Source organism: Marinobacter sp. KM021 (assembly GCF_050707965.1).
In the GTDB taxonomy this organism is placed as follows: domain Bacteria; phylum Pseudomonadota; class Gammaproteobacteria; order Pseudomonadales; family Oleiphilaceae; genus Marinobacter; species Marinobacter shengliensis.
In genome coordinates this window covers 1,927,248-1,942,538 of the sequence record NZ_CP136129.1, presented here as the reverse complement: position 1 = coordinate 1,942,538, position 15,291 = coordinate 1,927,248, and the positions used below count along the sequence as shown (strand labels likewise).

Genomic DNA, 15,291 nt, shown 5'->3' with positions numbered 1-15,291 from the left:
TGACTGCTTGGACTACCCCGCTCTGGTAGACATCCCCGGTCTATGCTTGAACGTCCGCTTCTGGCCGTTCTCTGTCGGTCATGGCCACTAAGCGTGCTGGTCAAATCCGATGCAATCGGTGGTCAGGTCGAATGCAAAGGTGGTCACGTGAAATGCAATTTCGCATCTGGCGGCTCGGAACAAAAATTACAGGCCGTTTGATCTGTGGGTCACGTTTTGTGGGAGGGCAGGGCTACTATTTTAAGGTCACCGCTTCTTGCTTTTAGGGCTCGCAGTTCTGCCATCAGAACTTCATTAATCGACGCGAGGTCAGCGGTTTTCAGGCGTAGCTCTTCTAGTTCTTGGCGGAGCAGTTTATTTTTCTCGCGTTCCGCTATGAGATCCTGATGCTTTACGTCGCGTTGGGCACGACTGGAGCGGCCCTGAGCCTCGCGGATTGCCTCGGCCACATTCGGGTAGTGGTTATGGATCAACGCCGTTGAGACGCCCGCCTCACGAGCTACTGCGGCAATAGTGACTTTGGTCTCACCTGTATGGGGTCGGCCACGTTGAATGCGAGCTAACGCAAGACGTAGATCTCGCTCTCGACTGTCGGATGTCTTGCGTGTTGTTTTCATTCGTCAGCGGTCTCAGGTTCAAATTCAAGCTGTTCCAGTACATTCCGACAACGATCCAAATCACGCAGAACGCGCTGTCGACCACCTTCGCCGATGTCTTTACAGTCCAACAATCCTTTTAGGTTGTTGAAGAGACCTTGGTAGACCCCAGCGTGCTGGACACCAATCACAGAGCTGTCGCAGCCGCCACAGCGCGTTCTTTCCATTGTATTGCCGACGCGGCAGCCAGAACCAACATGCGTCTGCCATACCCCAACGATGAGGTGATCGCCGGCGGTCTTGGGTCAAAGATCAACCACCAGAAGAGAAGACCATCCAGCAACATGCTCCAGTTCATGACCCAGTACAGCTCCCGGCTGAGCATGGCGTCGAAATGGATCGATGGCCACAGCCAGAAATAAATGAGCCCAACAAATAGGAAAAGGGCGATAAAGGGCTGTTGCAGAACCTGATAAACCCAACCCAGAGGCCGTAGCGCGCGCCTCCAGCCCGGGCGGATTTTTTCAAACCAGAACCGCAGGACCGGCAACGGATTGGACAGGGCGATAAGGATAGGCCCGATGTGATGAAGAATCAGATGCTGGCCCCGATGGACGAAGAACATGTATTGCGCGTAGTAATCGAAGCGCGTCTGCATCACCGCATAACAGATCAGCACCCCCAGGGTGAACGCAAAAATCCGTAGCGAGCCAGGCCGATCCTGATCCGGCATCCGAATTAGCCCGACGCCATAGAACCCCATCACGAGCATGTAGCTCAGCACGGTCAGCGGCGAGAAATCGTAGGGTAAAAGGTAGTCAAGCAGTGACATAGCGTTGCCGGTTGTTTTGTTGTTATTTCAGTGACCCTACCTTGGATGTCACCAGGTCGTACAGTTCCTGAGGCCCCAGGCGGCTCAAGGTGTCTCCGTTAACGTAGAATGTTGGGGTTCCGGAAATTCCAACCGCCTTAACGTCCGCAGCATCCTGTTGAATAATGCCGTCAATCTCGGGTGAGTTCATACCGGCCCGAGCGGCTTCGACATCAAGTCCGGCTGACTCCGCCGCATCCCATGCTGCGGCGACCTTTGGATCATCGTGCCATTTCGGTTGTGCTTCCATAACAGCGTCCAGTACCGGCTCATAGACCCCCTGTTCACGGGCGGTTTCCAGGATTCTGACGGCCTCTTCCGAGCCTTTGTGAAACAATACGTAGCGCAGTACCAGACGCACGTTGTCCGGGTAGGCAGCCTGAATCTGTTTCACATAGGGATGCATGGCGCGACAACCTTCGCAGGATGGGTCGAAGAACTCGACAATGGTTACCGGCGCGTCCTCAGGGCCAATAACGGGAGAGTAATCCCTCACCAGTGGCGTTTTTTCAACAACGGCGGGTTCATTAGTGCCCTGGGAGCGATCGTAAATAACAAAAGCACCAGCAAAGACAACCAGACAAAAAAGAAGGAGACTGATGACCAGGGTTCGGGTTTGCACGGGAGATCTTCCTATTTTAAATGAGTTTACGGGTTTCAGATTATTCAGGTGTCCGGTAGCAGCCGACTAGGCACCCACCGCAGATAAAGCATCATTCCAAACAGTTCCAACAAAGACTGGACGACAATCACCACGACGGCCACAGCCCAGGCCTCTGGCATTGACAGTGCCAAAGGTAAAACCACGAAGGAGTTGCGTGTTCCTAGGCTGAAGATGACGGTGCGACCGGTTTCTACCGGTAATCGAAAGACCCGGCGCAGAGCCTTTCCAACCAGAGCCGCAGCTAGAAGATAGGCCGGAAATAGAATCATCAAGGGCCAGATAAGTGAGCCGGTACTGTCGATCTGGCTGACCTGTGTCATTGAGATGATGAACAGTACGACTGTCAGCAGAGGGACCGGCATCAGACCCATGAAGCGAATGAACCCGATGGCTTTTCTGGAGTTTTCGGCCCATTTTTCAGTCAGAAATGCCAGGATAAGCGGGACAATAATCAGCCCGCCAAAGGCCGGCAGGAGGTGCCGCCCAAGCTCAAGATTCACGTCGAACTGATTACCCATGAAAAGCCAGAGGTAAAGTGGAAGAAGACCCAGTTGAGCAATCAGCAGAACCGGTGTTGCCGCAATGGCTCGGGTGCTGTCCCCCTTGCCTAGGTGAGTGAAGGTGACAAACCAGTCGGTACAGGGCATCAGCAATACCAGAAGCACTCCCAACTTCAGCGCGTCATTGTCCGGCAGCGCCAATATCAGCAAGGCAGTGATCGCCGGCATGACCAGAAAATTTCCGGTGAGCAAGGCACCCATGAACCGACGGTCCCGGAACATATCAGACAGGTGGGTCAACGGTGTTTGAGTAAATGTGGCGTAGAGCAGAACTCCGAGCAACCCCCAGATTAAGTAATCCGGCACACTGTCACCGAGGGATGATGTCCAATCCACAGACAGTCCGAAAACAACAGCGATGAGGTAGGCCCAGACCTGGTGGCGTTCAATTACGTCTCGCATGGCGTGCTCGTAACCGAGTGGAATGTCGGCCATTCGCAGCATATCTGCCACACGGTACCCTTTTCAGCAGCCCTGCTAGCCATGGCCATAAGTATGGGCATCTTTGTGACTGTGATCAGGATGTTCAAACTCCAATGTTGAATGAGTGATGCCGAACTCGTTTTCCAAAGTTCGTTTTATCCCACCCTTGACTTTTTCAAGTTCATTCCAGGCACTTATTTCGACCACCACATGGGCGTCGAGGGAGGCATCATGCTCACCCATCTGCCAGAAATGTACGTGGTGAAGGTCTAAAACGCCTTCTACGTTTGATAAAGCCTCGATGACAGAATCTGTGTCGATATCCAATGGACTACCCAGCATGAGTGTCCGGATGGTTCCGCCGATTTCCGTTAGACCCAGGTAGAGAATATAGCTTGCGATACCAATTGTGATCGCGGGATCAACCCAACGCATGTCGTACAGGAGAATCAGGGCGCCGCCTACAACGACTGCAATTGACGCAAACGCATCAGACAAGTTGTGTAGAAACAGCGCACGGATGTTGACGCTGTCCTTTTGCATGGAGTAAGTAAGCAGCGCGGTCAAACCATCCACTACCAATGCGATAATGCCAAGCCAAACTACCCACCACCCCTTGATTTCCGGGGGATCTATGAATCGCATGCCACCTTCGTAGATCAAATATGCCCCGATCATTATCAAAGTGGTGTAATTTATGAGTGCCGCAACAACCTCAATTCTCCCGTAGCCAAAGGTCATCTTCGAGTCGGCCGGGCGGCGTGCAATCTTCCGCGCCGCAAATGCGATAAATAGTGACGCCATATCCGAAAAGTTGTGTATAGCGTCGGCTATCAGCGCCAAGCTGCCAGCGAAGATCCCTCCAGCGATCTGAGCCAAGGTTAGGATACCGTTCGCCCAGATAGCTACTGCAACTCTCTTATCCTTAGTATCCGGTGACATGTGAGCATGCTCGTGGCCCATTGTTTTCTCCTTGGTCGTTGCTGTTCAATTAAACGTAGTCGCAACACTCGCTAAGCCTGGCTCAGAGGGCTTAGCGAGTGTTGCGACCGCGCGAAAACTAGCCATTCTGGCGATTTTCCATGTTATTCCCGGCACCTTTCTCGGCTGTGAAGCCCGTGACCAAAATCATGGCCACGCTCAGGAGGATGAACACGTCGGCAAGGTTGAACGCCGGCCAATGCCAAGATTGCCAATGGAAATCCAGGTAATCGACAACGTAGCCTCGGAAAACTCGGTCGATGACATTTCCGAATGCACCGCCAAGTACCATCGCATAGGCCAGGGCTTCTGTTCGCTTATGGCTGTCCCGCATCAATTTGACCAGAACAGCCGAGACGACAACGGCTATCGCAATAAAAAAATATCGCTGCCAGCCCCCGCCATCGGCGAAGAGACTAAAGGCAGCGCCTTTATTCCATACGTGCACCCAATTAAAGAAAGGAGTGATCTCAACCGATTGCCCGTAAGCCATGGATTGCTGGACGAGCCATTTAATAAGCTGGTCGGCCAGCGCTACCAGTGTGGAAAAGCCGAGAAAGATAAACGTAGAAAAACTAGCACGGTGTTCAGACATCGAATTATCCTTTTAGTGCAAGGATGCGCTTGGCACCAATGAATACAATGCCTCCCACAACGCCGCCAATAACCAGATCCGGATAGTTTGAACCGGTCCAGGCAACAAGAAGCCCCGCAAGGATAACTCCCAGATTGATAACCACATCATTGGCCGAAAAGATCCAGCTGGCTTTCATGTGAGCACCGCCTTCACGGTGTTTTGCGATCAGAAGAAGGCAGCTGATGTTGGCAACGAGAGCAACAGAGGCGACGGTCATCATCATTGACGACTGGGGATCACTGCCGAACAGAAAACGCCTGCCAACCTCAACCAGTACACCGACGGCAAGGATAAGCTGGAGAATGCCAGCCACATGCGCAGCTCTGACCTGCATTTTGATGCCGTGCCCAACGGCGTAAAGAGCAAGACCGTAGACGGCAGCGTCGGCAAGCATGTCTAGCGAGTCTGCAATTAGGCCAGCAGACTGCGCGATCAGGCCCATCGTCATCTCGACCAGAAACATCAGGCCGTTGATTGCCAGCAGTATCCATAAAGTGCCGGATTCCTCAGTCTCGTTGGCATGAGACGATTCAGCCGCCCTGACGGACTCAGGGCTGGCGTCTTCTGTCTTCTGCAAGGAAGCCCCCAGACCCAGGGTTTCCAGTTTGTTGGTAATAGGTCCGGTTTCGCCTTGATGGATAATTTCCAGCTTTCGATTCGATAGGTCGAATGAGAGTGACTGAATGTTGTCAAAACCCGTGAGAGCCCTTCGAATCATTAGCTCTTCTGAGGGGCAATCCATTTTTGGCACGCTGTAGGTGCTGAGCTGGCTGCCTGTTTCGGCGGTGACGGGTCTCTGAAACTCATTGTTTACGACAGAATCTTCGCTGCCACACGGTCCATCGCAGGGTTTGCTCATTTTCGCGGCTCCGGTTCTTGCACGAGTTCCGTTATTTAAAACCCTGTAGTCACTACAGGGTCAACGTTAAGTCGTTAGTTTTTGACGACACTGGTTAATCCACCGCGATTCGACGGCTTGCGGCTTGACCCTGTAGTAACTAAAGGGTTGAACTGGAGTACGTCAAAAAGGAGTTTGAGCAACGATGAGACAGAGCAACAAGAGCGTTCTTATCCTTGGTGGCTATGGAGCTGCAGGGGCGGCTATTGCAACACTCTTGGGGCAACGGATCGAAGGCAACATTGTCCTGGCAGGCCGGTCGCTGGACAAAGGGCGCAAACGGGCGGAACAGTTAGATCGCGAAGCCGGTGCCACAGGGCGTTTCAGCGCCAGTTCAATTGATGTGGCTGATGCTGCGCAAGCCAGGCAATGCTCGCATGAGCAAGAATATCGTTATTGTGGCATGCGATCTTTCCATGTCTGCTATTGAGAATCTGGTTCAAGGCTGTATCTGTAGTGGTCAACTAATCCCGGACAGTATTTTAAGGTTTTCCTCAGCTGCAACAGGCGAAATGCCGCCGTTGAATGCGTGAGGCCGCTGCCGGTTGTAGTAGTCCATCAGATAGCCACCAACATCTCTTTTTGCCTCAGGCAGATTTCGATAACCCAGGGCCGGTATCCACTCAGATTTCAGACTTCGGAACAGTCGCTCCATCGGTGCGTTGTCCCAGCAGTTGCCACGCCGGCTCATGCTTTGTGTCATTCGATAGCGCCAGAGCCTCTGACGGAACTTGCGACTGGCGTACTGACTGCCCTGATCCGAGTGGGACATGACTTTCTCTGGCTGACCACGCTGTTCCCAGGCGTGATCCAGAGCTTTTACAACCAGGTCCGCATCCGGACTGGATGACATTGCCCAGCCAACAACTCGCCGGGCATATAGGTCCAGCACCACAGCCAGATAGCTCCATCGCTGGCCGCTCCAGATGTAGGTGATGTCACCACACCAGACTTGGTTAGGCCGTTCTACTGCAAACTCCCGGTCCAGATGGTTCGGGATATCTGGTCGTTCAACGGTAGCCTGCTTGTAGGCATGAGGGCCTGGCTGCTTACAGATCAGCCCCAACTCGCTCATCAGTCGTCGAACTTTAAAGCGACCAACGACAACGCCTTCCTCGCGGAGCAAGCCTATGATTGTACGACTGCCGGCAGAGCTGCGGCTCTTGGTAAACAGGCGGTTTACCTGAGCCCTCAGGGCCAGGCGCTCCACATCTACACGGTTCCGCCGTTGGCGGTACTCGTAATAGCTGGAACGACTGATATCAAACGCTTCACAGACCAGTTCAATTGACTCCTGCTCCCCCAACCGGTCTATCAGCGCGTACCATTCATCTCGTCCGACATCAAGAGAGCTGTAGCCTTTTTTAATATTTCTTTCTCTCGCTCCAGGCGATTGCAGCGGGCTTCCAGCTCCTGAATACGTCGCTGCTCCGGGGTTAACGCCTTGCCTTTCGGAGTGACGCCCTTACGCTCGTCCGTCAGTTGTTGAACCCAACGCCGAACAGCGCTTTCACCAACTCCCAGAGACACGCTGGCCTGCGGAATCGTGTAACCTTGATCCAGCACCAAGCTGGCTGCTTCCTGTTTGAACTCAGGAGAAAAAGAACGTCGCTTTCTGGTCATCAGACACCTCGTTTATGGTGGCGATCTTACCACCTACGTTGGTGTCCGGAATCATTGAACCACTACAGATTCAAGTGGCGATAGTCGTCTCAATATCCTGCGAACCGTAGGGAAGGTCCGATTAAGCAACTTCGAAATCGGCGCAGTTTACCAGTTGGCAGAAGAAAGCGATGGCCCTGGAGAAGATACGTCTTATCTGGTTGGTGGTGCCGTTAATCTTGAGCGTTGGAAGATCAAGGCACAGTACGGACTGACCGAAGCCGAGACAACAAACGAGGAGCTAACCCTGCTGGCCTTGGGGCTCGATTATAAACTGGCGAGCAAGAGTAAGGTCTATGCGTATGTGTCTCAGGTGGAGGCGGACTTGGCCGACTCTGAGGACTCCACATTTGGTGTGGGCTTCGAGCATAAGTTTTCCATGTAGAGTCGAGCGTGATCGCTGAATACAGGGGGACCGACGTATCTGAAATCTTTTCCGGATTTCAAGCTCATTTAAGGTTCGTGTGAGAGTCTACTTGTGAGTTAACTAAGGTTATTTAATGGCGGGAATGCTTCATTCTCGCCTTTTTTTTGACCTTTAGTTCGTTGTTCTAGCTGGTTTTAAGATTTGCGCCACGATCCGTACGAATCGGATATCACAAACAATTAAGAAAGAAACTGGAGGGGAATACGTTGAAACGCAACATTCTGGCCACTGCGATTGCAGGGATGACAACACTGTCGGGAAGTTGGGCCGCGACGGCAGCGGAGGTTGAATTCCACGGTGATATGGATAACCGCTTTCAGGCCTACACCAATCAAAGAGACTGGTTTGCTGGTGGTAACTCAGGTGGCGGTACGCTGAAAGATGACGAGCCGACCGAGAGCTTCGGCGAGGTCAAATATCGCTTCTGGGCGAAGGCAACTTCCGACGACAAGAAAGTTACCGGTGTATTCGCGACGGAGATTGGTGGCATCCGCTACGGTGAGGGGTCGGGTGGCGACTATTCCGGTGATGGTGTGAACATCGAAACACGGTGGGCTTATGTGGATTTCTTGGTGCCCAACACGCTAGACCAGCGCGTCTCGCTGGGCTTGCAGCCAGTGTCAGTGAACCGACATGTCTGGACTGAAACCGCCACAGCCGCTGTTTGGAAAGGCTCACTGGGCTCTGGATTTGACTATCAGTTGTTATGGGGGCGAGGTGACTCTTCCAATGAGAGCGGCGTCGACTCAGAACAGGACGAAGGCTGGGATGGCGCGGACAACTTCGCGATCAACCTGAACAAGCGTTACTCACCGAACCTGAGCGCGGGCCTTTTCTACCTCTATCAGATGAATGATCAATTGCTGAGGGAGTAGGTACGGTAAATAGCAGGGAATATGAACTGAAGAGTATCGCTGATAACTCCAAATATTCCGTTTCCAGCGTTGGGGTGGAGCTGGATTATGATCAGGAAACGTCGCTGGGACGCATGTTCGTGAAGGGTACGGTGATTGGCCAAAGCGGCACAATAGAGGGTGTCAATTTCGTCCCTTTGAATGGTGCTACGAATCCCAATACGAACTACGACCTTTCTGGGACGCGGCGAGCTCTGGCTGCAATTTGGGCCAAACGAACTGACGTACACCGTGCTCTACGCATCGGGTGATGGCAATGAGCAAGATGCGGACTTCGACGCCTTCATCGCCACGGATGTCGACTTCAGCGACAGTATGATTTTTCAGGAAAACATGACGAGCGATGACTACTTCGCCGAAACGCCCTATATCCTCGACAAAGGGTATTTCATGAACAAGCTTCAGCTCGATCATAAACTAGCGGCCAATATTACGGTCAGCGGAATGATGGTCTACAACCGCTTGGCTGAGGATATTGCACTTGCAGATGGATCGTGCTCAAAAGATCTGGGGCTGGAATTTGGCTCCAAGGTCTCCTACTTCCCACACCCTTCGCTGGAGCTGTCGGCAGAAGCTGCATACCTTGCATCAGGTGATGCCATGGATGCGCTGGAGGAAACTGCCTTGCAGGACGGCAAAAGCGATCAGGACATTGTTCATGTTGCCGGTCGGGTAAGGTACAAGTTCTAACAAAAATGGGGTGGTGGGAGCGCCACCCCGTTTTCGTTATACGAAATGAATCCGCATTAAGTGGCTTTTTCCTATGATTACTCGTTCTGCAGTATTTGTGTTCCTGATGCTACTACTAGCTGGCGCGGTACAGGCGGTTGAGCGCGAGCATCCAGCAAAGGCAGAAGTCACTCAGGTAGATCGTGATCAAAAAGTGCTTTCCCTCAAAGTTGGCGATACTAGTGTTGAGGTGGGTGATTTATTTGTTGTGTTGCGGGAGCCTGGCGATGCAGGCATCCCGGAAAAAAACCTTGCAGTCATCGGTATCGAGAGTATCGGAAAGGATCGGGTGGTAGGGAAAGTGCTGTTTGGAGCGATGCCCTCCGTTGGCGCTGTATCGAAACGCTTCTACGGTATTCCGGCGGTGTTTACTGACAGAGTCGGCGATCCCACGCCGGTAACGCCGGCGTTGAAAGCCCGATTTCCTGATCTTTTGTGGCGGGACGAGCCAGAGGCGTCAAACGATGTGCCATTGGTGCGCTTTCAAGTTACCGGGAGAGGTCAAGCCGTTGCGACCTACAATAACACCTGGTTGGTCGGCATCGTACAGACCGATGCTGAAGCACATCGGGTAGGTTCGGTTGAGGAGGAGGCTTTAGCATCTCCATTTGCCAGACTGCCCATCAACGCAAAGTCGTTGTCCGCGCTTCGTTCTGGCAGCGATTACTATTTTGCGGCGGAGCATGGAAACAAACTCAGCTTTTTTCATGTTGATTCCAGAGGGGGGCTGTTCAGAGCCTGACGTCCATTGAGGTGCCCCGTCGGGAGAAAGTCATCCGAATGGACTGGTACGTTTCAGAAAACTCATACTACCTCATTTTGAATCAGTGGAATGGCCGTCGCGTTTCAAGTTCTTTGATCCAGTTGGCCGAGGGGAAGGCCGAAGCCATCGGTTTCATTCCCTTAATATTGGGATTGCAGGATTTGGATGCTGACGGCCGCCGGGAAACTATTCTCGGGCAGTCTTTCTACTCAGATCAGGGGTTTGGTTCAGAGGTTTATCAAATATCAATCTCACCAAACGGGCCTGATCTTGATAAGGTCGATCATGAAAAATTAAGCCGATACACGCCAGTGTTTCGGGTAATCGATGCCGTTGTTCAGAGCAAATCGGGACCTTTGAATATGGTGACCGTCTCTCAAGGGGAGGTTTCATTTTTTCCTGCTGGCACTGAGGGGCCCCGTCTGGGCTATGAGATTGGAAACCGGGTGGCGGGCACGAGTATGACTTACGACGTGTCGCCTGAGCTGGTGTTTAGTCCGAGGCAAACACTGTTTTTGCCGAACCTCCTAGTACGCTCTGGTGAGGGTGCAGTTAATATTGGGATTCCACAGGAATCCAGTGCAGCCGAAGATAGGATAGGTGTTTATGAGACGCGAGTTGATTGGTTGACACTGAGATTCGGGAAATCTCCCAAAACGCAGTCAACAAGTCTTCTAACGTAGGCTCCGGTGTCCCCCATATCAGGCAATACAGGGTTATTCTTTATGTCGCCTGATGAAAACTCAGTTCAAAGCGACAGTTTTGACGTTGAGACGTTGGTGTATCGGGGTGCTATGCCTGCTGGTCGCTGACTAAAGCTGGATAAGTTGCCCTTGTAGTCGTCAAATGCTTCTGGGAAGCTCGATTAGAACCCGAAGACCGCCTTTAGGTGATGTTGAGAAGTGCATGGCGCCACCGTAGTCATTTATGATTTCCTGAACGATTGATAGACCAAGGCCATAGCCAGGGGTTGTTTCATCCAGTCTTTTCTGGCGCCTGGTAAGATCGGCAAGCTGGTGTGAAGCCACTCCTGGGCCGTCGTCTTCAACAAGAATAGTCAAAGTGTCATCGTTAAGCTTCAAGTGTAAATGCACTTCCTGAGAGCACCATTTGCTAGCGTTATCAAGCACATTGCCCAAGATCTCATTAAAATCACGCTCATCAATTGGCCAGACAAGCTCTCTGGGTAATGTTTCTTGAAGATGGATCTGTTTGTAAGGATAAATTCGACTGACTACGTCCACCAGTGCCAGAGCTCTCTCAATGATTGGTGTCGCCTTTCCAATGTACTGACCGGACATTTCGGTTTTTCTCATTTGAGTGTCGATCAGCTCGTGCATTTCAGACAGTTGAGACTTAATTTGACTCGCGAGTGTGGTGGGAATGGCTTCGTCATTGATCATGGAGTTTATGACGGCAAGGGGGTTTTTTAAGCTATGAGAAATATCTGCGGCTAGGTGGCGTGAACGGGTAAGTTTTTTGTCGTACGACTCTAATAGACGATTAAGATGTTTGACAAGTTCATCGAATTCTTCAGGTACGCCCTCATCCAGTCTATTACGCTCACCCTTTTTAAGCGAAGTTAATTGGGCGCTCATCATTTTTAAAGGTTTTAGTGCGATAGTTACACCAATAAATATGATCATTGATATCGTAACGAGAATTGTAAAAGATATGATCCATATAAGAACGTGGATTTTGTCAAGTGTGTTTGGGGAGTAGGAACTTCTTTCAATTATAGTAACGCTTAGTTTATTTTGTCTGTTATTAAATATTTTGTAGTAGCCAAGGATTGATCGACCATCATCCGATATGTGAAAAATTCCAGGCTTTCTGAACGATTCTACCACCTGTAATTTCGGTTTAATGTTCTCGCTTGTAAAACTCCGACCTTGACTGTCTTCGATGTGGACAGAATATTGAGACAATGAAAAATTTCTGAGAGAGGATTTTGTAATTTCTTCTTTATCATTTGTTAGTATCTTTGAGAGCTGGTTAGCTGCAGCCTGTAGCTGCTGTCTGTGAAGCTCGTCATGGATATAGTCGATTAAAAGGGTGTGCGAGAAGAATATTAGCCCGGTACACGCGAAACCCGTTAGTGTCAGGAAAGTAAGCAGTTTCCGTTTTATTGAAGGGCGTTGTTGTTTTCTGGACATGTTGTCTGCCAAGCAGGTGGTTAGAATTTGTTATCGACTAAATCTAGCCCGGATTTCTCATGACGGGATAAAAGAAAGCGGCTGAAAGTGCTATAGTTTCAGGACCTTACACCGTTCACCAAGCACCAAAAGCCGCTATCCAAAATGGTACCTGAAAAACTGACCTTCTCGCCACTGTCTCGCCGTCAAATTGAAGCCGATTTCTCCGGTGGTCACATCACCTCCGATGCCGGACTGCTTTTGCTTCGGGAAGTCGACAATCAACACCAGCTCACTCAGCGCCTGGCTACGGTGCTGGACGATGCCCGTAATCCCGTGCTGGTTCGTCACAAGCTTCAAACCATGGTCCGGCAGCGGGTCTTTGGCGTGGCTGCCGGGTACGAAGACCTCAACGATCACGAAACGTTACGCTGACCAGGCACTTCAGACCGCGACTGGCGAAGAGGCCATTCTGGCGGGCAAATCAACACTGTGCCGAATGGAGCAGCGCGTAGACCGGCAGGCCGTGGTCAAGGCCCACGAACTGCTGTGGCATCACTTCATTGAACAGCACGAGACTCCACCCAAGGAAATTGTGCTGGACTTCGATGGCACTGATATTCCAGTGCATGGCGACCAGCCCGGCAAGTTCTTTAACGCCTACTACGATCACCATTGTTTCTTCCCGCTGTACGTGTTCTGCGGCCGTCACCTGTTGGTGAGCTACCTGCGCACCAGCAATCGAAGCGACAGCCGCCACAGCTGGGCCATTCTGGCCCTGCTGGTGAAGTTCATCCGGCAGTACTGGCCGGATACCCGCATCGTGTTCCGGGGTGACAGCGGCTTCTATCGCCCCCGATTGCTGAGCTGGTGCGACCGGAATAACGTGGATTACCTTGTGGGCATCAGCAAAAACAGCCGGCTGCTCAAGGAGGTGGACGTACCCTCGATGCTGGTTCGCAGGGCTCACGGGGAGTTGGGAGAAAAAGTCTCTGCCACCTACCGGTTCCAGTACCAGGCCCGAACCTGGAAACACCCCCGCTGGGTGATCGCGCGTCTGGAGGAGGGCGAACTGGGTGCCAACCCCAGGTTCATTATCAGCTCCCGTTACGACGACGGCGTTAAACTCTACTACGAGCAATACTGTGCCCGGGGTGACATGGAAAACCGGATCAAGGATCAGCAGTTGTGTCTGTTCGCAGATCGCACCTCCAGCACGCGGTGGTGGACCAATCAGTGGCGGCTGCTTCTGTCGGGCTTTGCCTACACGTTGTTCGAGCGATTACGCGCTCACCTGAAGAAAACGCCCTTCGAGCGCATGAGCGCCAGTAACCTGCGGCTGAAGCTGATCAAGGTGGGCGCGGTCATCATTCGCAACACTCGGCGCATACGGGTGTTGATGAGTGATGCCTATCCTTACAAAGACGAACTCTCTGACCTGGTACGCCGTCTGGTTCCGGGATAGAAGCCCGGGCTCCCCCGGCCCGACGCAATGGGGGAAAGGGGGCCGTGTGTCCGGACAACGGGAATTGATCACTTATTGGGCAGGCATGGCCGAAACCGACCGGCCATAGCGGTAACCAGTTCAGTCTGCGAGACTTGCCGGGGACCTATGAGAAATCCGGGTTAGCCTCATTGAGAAGCGCTACAAAGAGTTTTTAGCGACTCATATCTGAACTGTTTTTCCGAATTCAAACTCATTTCAAAGTTTGCACTTATTATCTCGATCTTTTCCTGCCTCGTCATAGGCGCCTTACACCTATGATTTTTGGCTATTAATCGCTTCGGGAGAAAGTCGATGAAGGCAAGCAAGCACTCGCCTCGGGCGTTGCTGTGTTCAGTACTATTGTCCATTCCTCTGTTCGGTCAAGCTGAGACTGTTAATTGGGCGAATTGGCTCACTGGCCAGATAAGCAAGCACCCGGAGGTACTGGCAGCGACAGAGCAGGCGGCAGCGCGGAAAGAGGACGCTGAGGCAAGCGAACAACCGCTGTATAACCCGGAGTTGTCCGTAGGAGCAGACAGAACGGGCAGTGAGAATAACTTTGAGGCAGGGCTGTCACAAACGATCGATTGGTCTGATCAACAGGGCGCATTACAGGAGAAGGCAAAGCTGATCAGGCTGTCTGCGCAAGCTGGCTTGAGCGAAGCAGTTCTGACACAAACGTCTGAATCATTGTTTGCGCTTGTCGAGTGGCGCGCCACTACGCTGTTTGAGGAAATTGCTGAATCCCAACAGCAGCGCCTGGATGCTTTGCTGGACCAGGTTGAACAGCGCCAGCAGGCAGGTGATCTGGGGCGTGCCGATGCAGAGCTTCTGTTTCTAAATCTATCCCGTCAGTTGAGCGAAGTCGCCCAGGCAAAGGCCGCAGTTGATCGGGCAGAAACTCAGGTTCAAGAACGTCTGCCGGACTGGAGGCCTCAGGATGGGGGAATCCCCGAGTATATATGGCCAGCGCTGGAGTCCCAGATTGGTGAGGCTGATCTGCTGTCACACCCGTCAATTGCAGTCGCTCGAGCCGAGTGGCAGGTGCTGAAAAGTGAGGCAGAGGTTGCGAGACGCAAAGCCACAGCATCGCCGACAGTAGGGCTGAGCGGAGGGCGTGACGGCGGCGAGAACGTGGTTGGCCTGACATTCTCGATCCCTCTGAACGTCCGTAATAACTACAGCGCTGAAATCCGGGCCGCGAATCGACGGGCTCTGGAGGCCGAAGCGCGGTTTCAGGCGCTCTACCGGAAACAACAATATGACCTGGCAGGCGCTCGCGCTTCCTGGAAGCGATACGACAAGCAACTTCGTCGATGGAAAGAACTATCCCAGGGGCGTGTACAGCGAAGTGCCGATTTGCTTGAGAAGCAGTGGCAGGTCGGCGACCTCTCCACCTCTGAGTATCTCCAGGCGTTAGGCCAGCGCGCGGAGAGCCTGAAAACCGGTATTGAACTGGAAAAGCTGGCGCAGCTGGGCCTGATTGAACTCTTGAGCCAGTCTGGCGAACTGATCACCCCCTTCCAATAATATTCTGGAAACTGG

14 protein-coding genes and 3 pseudogenes are annotated in these 15,291 nt (G+C 52.3%); 8 read left to right on the top strand and 9 right to left on the bottom strand.

Annotation, left to right across the window (positions count from 1 at the left end):
- Positions 1 to 209 precede the first annotated feature (209 nt).
- The 7 genes and pseudogenes from RVM24_RS09150 to RVM24_RS09120 all read right to left on the bottom strand — a co-directional run bounded on the left by RVM24_RS09150 (position 210) and on the right by RVM24_RS09120 (position 5,591).
- Complete coding sequence (locus tag RVM24_RS09150; protein ID WP_058091792.1) at positions 210 to 617, bottom strand: TetR family transcriptional regulator; 408 nt, start codon at positions 615 to 617, stop codon at positions 210 to 212.
- 205 nt (positions 618 to 822) lie between these two features.
- Positions 823 to 1,428, bottom strand: a pseudogene (locus RVM24_RS09145) (cytochrome c oxidase assembly protein); the annotation flags it as partial.
- Positions 1,429 to 1,450: 22 nt separating this feature from the next.
- Positions 1,451 to 2,089: a DsbA family protein gene (locus RVM24_RS09140; RefSeq protein ID WP_058091791.1), complete on the bottom strand. Its 639-nt coding sequence runs from the start codon at positions 2,087 to 2,089 to the stop codon at positions 1,451 to 1,453.
- A gap of 44 nt (positions 2,090 to 2,133) precedes the next feature.
- Entirely contained in the window at positions 2,134 to 3,093 is a 960-nt protein-coding gene (locus tag RVM24_RS09135; RefSeq protein WP_041657040.1) for a bile acid:sodium symporter, read from the bottom strand.
- A 75-nt stretch (positions 3,094 to 3,168) separates the two neighbouring features.
- Positions 3,169 to 4,077, bottom strand: a complete 909-nt coding sequence (locus tag RVM24_RS09130; RefSeq protein WP_008169406.1) for a cation diffusion facilitator family transporter — start codon at positions 4,075 to 4,077, stop codon at positions 3,169 to 3,171.
- A 97-nt stretch (positions 4,078 to 4,174) separates the two neighbouring features.
- Complete coding sequence (gene lspA, locus RVM24_RS09125) at positions 4,175 to 4,690, bottom strand: signal peptidase II (protein ID WP_011786687.1); 516 nt, start codon at positions 4,688 to 4,690, stop codon at positions 4,175 to 4,177.
- Positions 4,691 to 4,694: 4 nt separating this feature from the next.
- Complete coding sequence (locus RVM24_RS09120) at positions 4,695 to 5,591, bottom strand: cation transporter (protein WP_058091790.1); 897 nt, start codon at positions 5,589 to 5,591, stop codon at positions 4,695 to 4,697.
- Positions 5,592 to 5,775: 184 nt separating this feature from the next.
- On the opposite strand from RVM24_RS09120, the gene RVM24_RS09115 reads away from it, so the two are divergent.
- Positions 5,776 to 6,060 (top strand): KR domain-containing protein, encoded by a 285-nt coding sequence (locus RVM24_RS09115; protein WP_058091789.1) that lies wholly within the window; start codon positions 5,776 to 5,778, stop codon positions 6,058 to 6,060.
- 30 nt (positions 6,061 to 6,090) lie between these two features.
- On the opposite strand, the gene RVM24_RS09110 is transcribed toward RVM24_RS09115, so the two are convergent.
- Positions 6,091 to 7,253 (bottom strand): IS3 family transposase gene (locus tag RVM24_RS09110; protein WP_156471733.1). Its coding sequence is split into 2 segments (ribosomal slippage): positions 6,091 to 6,998 and positions 6,998 to 7,253, totalling 1,164 coding nucleotides; the frame shifts between segments, so codons are not numbered across the junction.
- Between the two features lie 91 nt (positions 7,254 to 7,344).
- On the opposite strand from RVM24_RS09110, the pseudogene RVM24_RS09105 reads away from it, so the two are divergent.
- The 5 genes and pseudogenes from RVM24_RS09105 to RVM24_RS09085 all read left to right on the top strand — a co-directional run.
- Positions 7,345 to 7,677 (top strand): annotated as a pseudogene (locus RVM24_RS09105) (porin); the annotation flags it as partial.
- Positions 7,678 to 7,925: 248 nt separating this feature from the next.
- Positions 7,926 to 8,594: a hypothetical protein gene (locus tag RVM24_RS09100; RefSeq protein WP_227510122.1), complete on the top strand. Its 669-nt coding sequence runs from the start codon at positions 7,926 to 7,928 to the stop codon at positions 8,592 to 8,594.
- Between the two features lie 270 nt (positions 8,595 to 8,864).
- Entirely contained in the window at positions 8,865 to 9,323 is a 459-nt protein-coding gene (locus tag RVM24_RS09095; protein WP_227510123.1) for a hypothetical protein, read from the top strand.
- 73 nt (positions 9,324 to 9,396) lie between these two features.
- Positions 9,397 to 10,104: a hypothetical protein gene (locus RVM24_RS09090; RefSeq protein ID WP_227510124.1), complete on the top strand. Its 708-nt coding sequence runs from the start codon at positions 9,397 to 9,399 to the stop codon at positions 10,102 to 10,104.
- Positions 10,105 to 10,142: 38 nt separating this feature from the next.
- Positions 10,143 to 10,808, top strand: coding sequence for a hypothetical protein (locus tag RVM24_RS09085; protein ID WP_227510125.1), 666 nt, complete (start codon positions 10,143 to 10,145; stop codon positions 10,806 to 10,808).
- 159 nt (positions 10,809 to 10,967) lie between these two features.
- On the opposite strand, the gene RVM24_RS09080 is transcribed toward RVM24_RS09085, so the two are convergent.
- On the bottom strand, positions 10,968 to 12,281 hold the full coding sequence (locus RVM24_RS09080) for an ATP-binding protein (protein ID WP_058091787.1): 1,314 nt from the start codon (positions 12,279 to 12,281) through the stop codon (positions 10,968 to 10,970).
- A gap of 144 nt (positions 12,282 to 12,425) precedes the next feature.
- Between RVM24_RS09080 and RVM24_RS09075 the strand changes: the two are divergent.
- Together RVM24_RS09075 and RVM24_RS09070 are read left to right on the top strand one after the other, a co-directional pair.
- Positions 12,426 to 13,725, top strand: a pseudogene (locus tag RVM24_RS09075) (IS1380-like element ISMaq4 family transposase).
- A gap of 333 nt (positions 13,726 to 14,058) precedes the next feature.
- Positions 14,059 to 15,276 (top strand): TolC family protein, encoded by a 1,218-nt coding sequence (locus RVM24_RS09070; RefSeq protein ID WP_058092801.1) that lies wholly within the window; start codon positions 14,059 to 14,061, stop codon positions 15,274 to 15,276.
- Positions 15,277 to 15,291: the final 15 nt, after the last annotated feature.

What these genes read in the sequence shown, in the direction of transcription:
- RVM24_RS09150 (WP_058091792.1), bottom strand. Translation starts at nt 617, where the DNA reads ATGAAAACAACACGCAAGACATCCGACAGTCGAGAGCGAGATCTACGT.
- RVM24_RS09135 (WP_041657040.1), bottom strand. Translation starts at nt 3,093, where the DNA reads ATGCGAGACGTAATTGAACGCCACCAGGTCTGGGCCTACCTCATCGCT.
- RVM24_RS09130 (WP_008169406.1), bottom strand. Translation starts at nt 4,077, where the DNA reads ATGGGCCACGAGCATGCTCACATGTCACCGGATACTAAGGATAAGAGA.
- lspA (WP_011786687.1), bottom strand. Translation starts at nt 4,690, where the DNA reads ATGTCTGAACACCGTGCTAGTTTTTCTACGTTTATCTTTCTCGGCTTT.
- RVM24_RS09120 (WP_058091790.1), bottom strand. Translation starts at nt 5,591, where the DNA reads ATGAGCAAACCCTGCGATGGACCGTGTGGCAGCGAAGATTCTGTCGTA.
- RVM24_RS09115 (WP_058091789.1), top strand. Translation starts at nt 5,776, where the DNA reads ATGAGACAGAGCAACAAGAGCGTTCTTATCCTTGGTGGCTATGGAGCT.
- RVM24_RS09090 (WP_227510124.1), top strand. Translation starts at nt 9,397, where the DNA reads ATGATTACTCGTTCTGCAGTATTTGTGTTCCTGATGCTACTACTAGCT.
- RVM24_RS09085 (WP_227510125.1), top strand. Translation starts at nt 10,143, where the DNA reads ATGGACTGGTACGTTTCAGAAAACTCATACTACCTCATTTTGAATCAG.
- RVM24_RS09080 (WP_058091787.1), bottom strand. Translation starts at nt 12,281, where the DNA reads ATGTCCAGAAAACAACAACGCCCTTCAATAAAACGGAAACTGCTTACT.
- RVM24_RS09070 (WP_058092801.1), top strand. Translation starts at nt 14,059, where the DNA reads ATGAAGGCAAGCAAGCACTCGCCTCGGGCGTTGCTGTGTTCAGTACTA.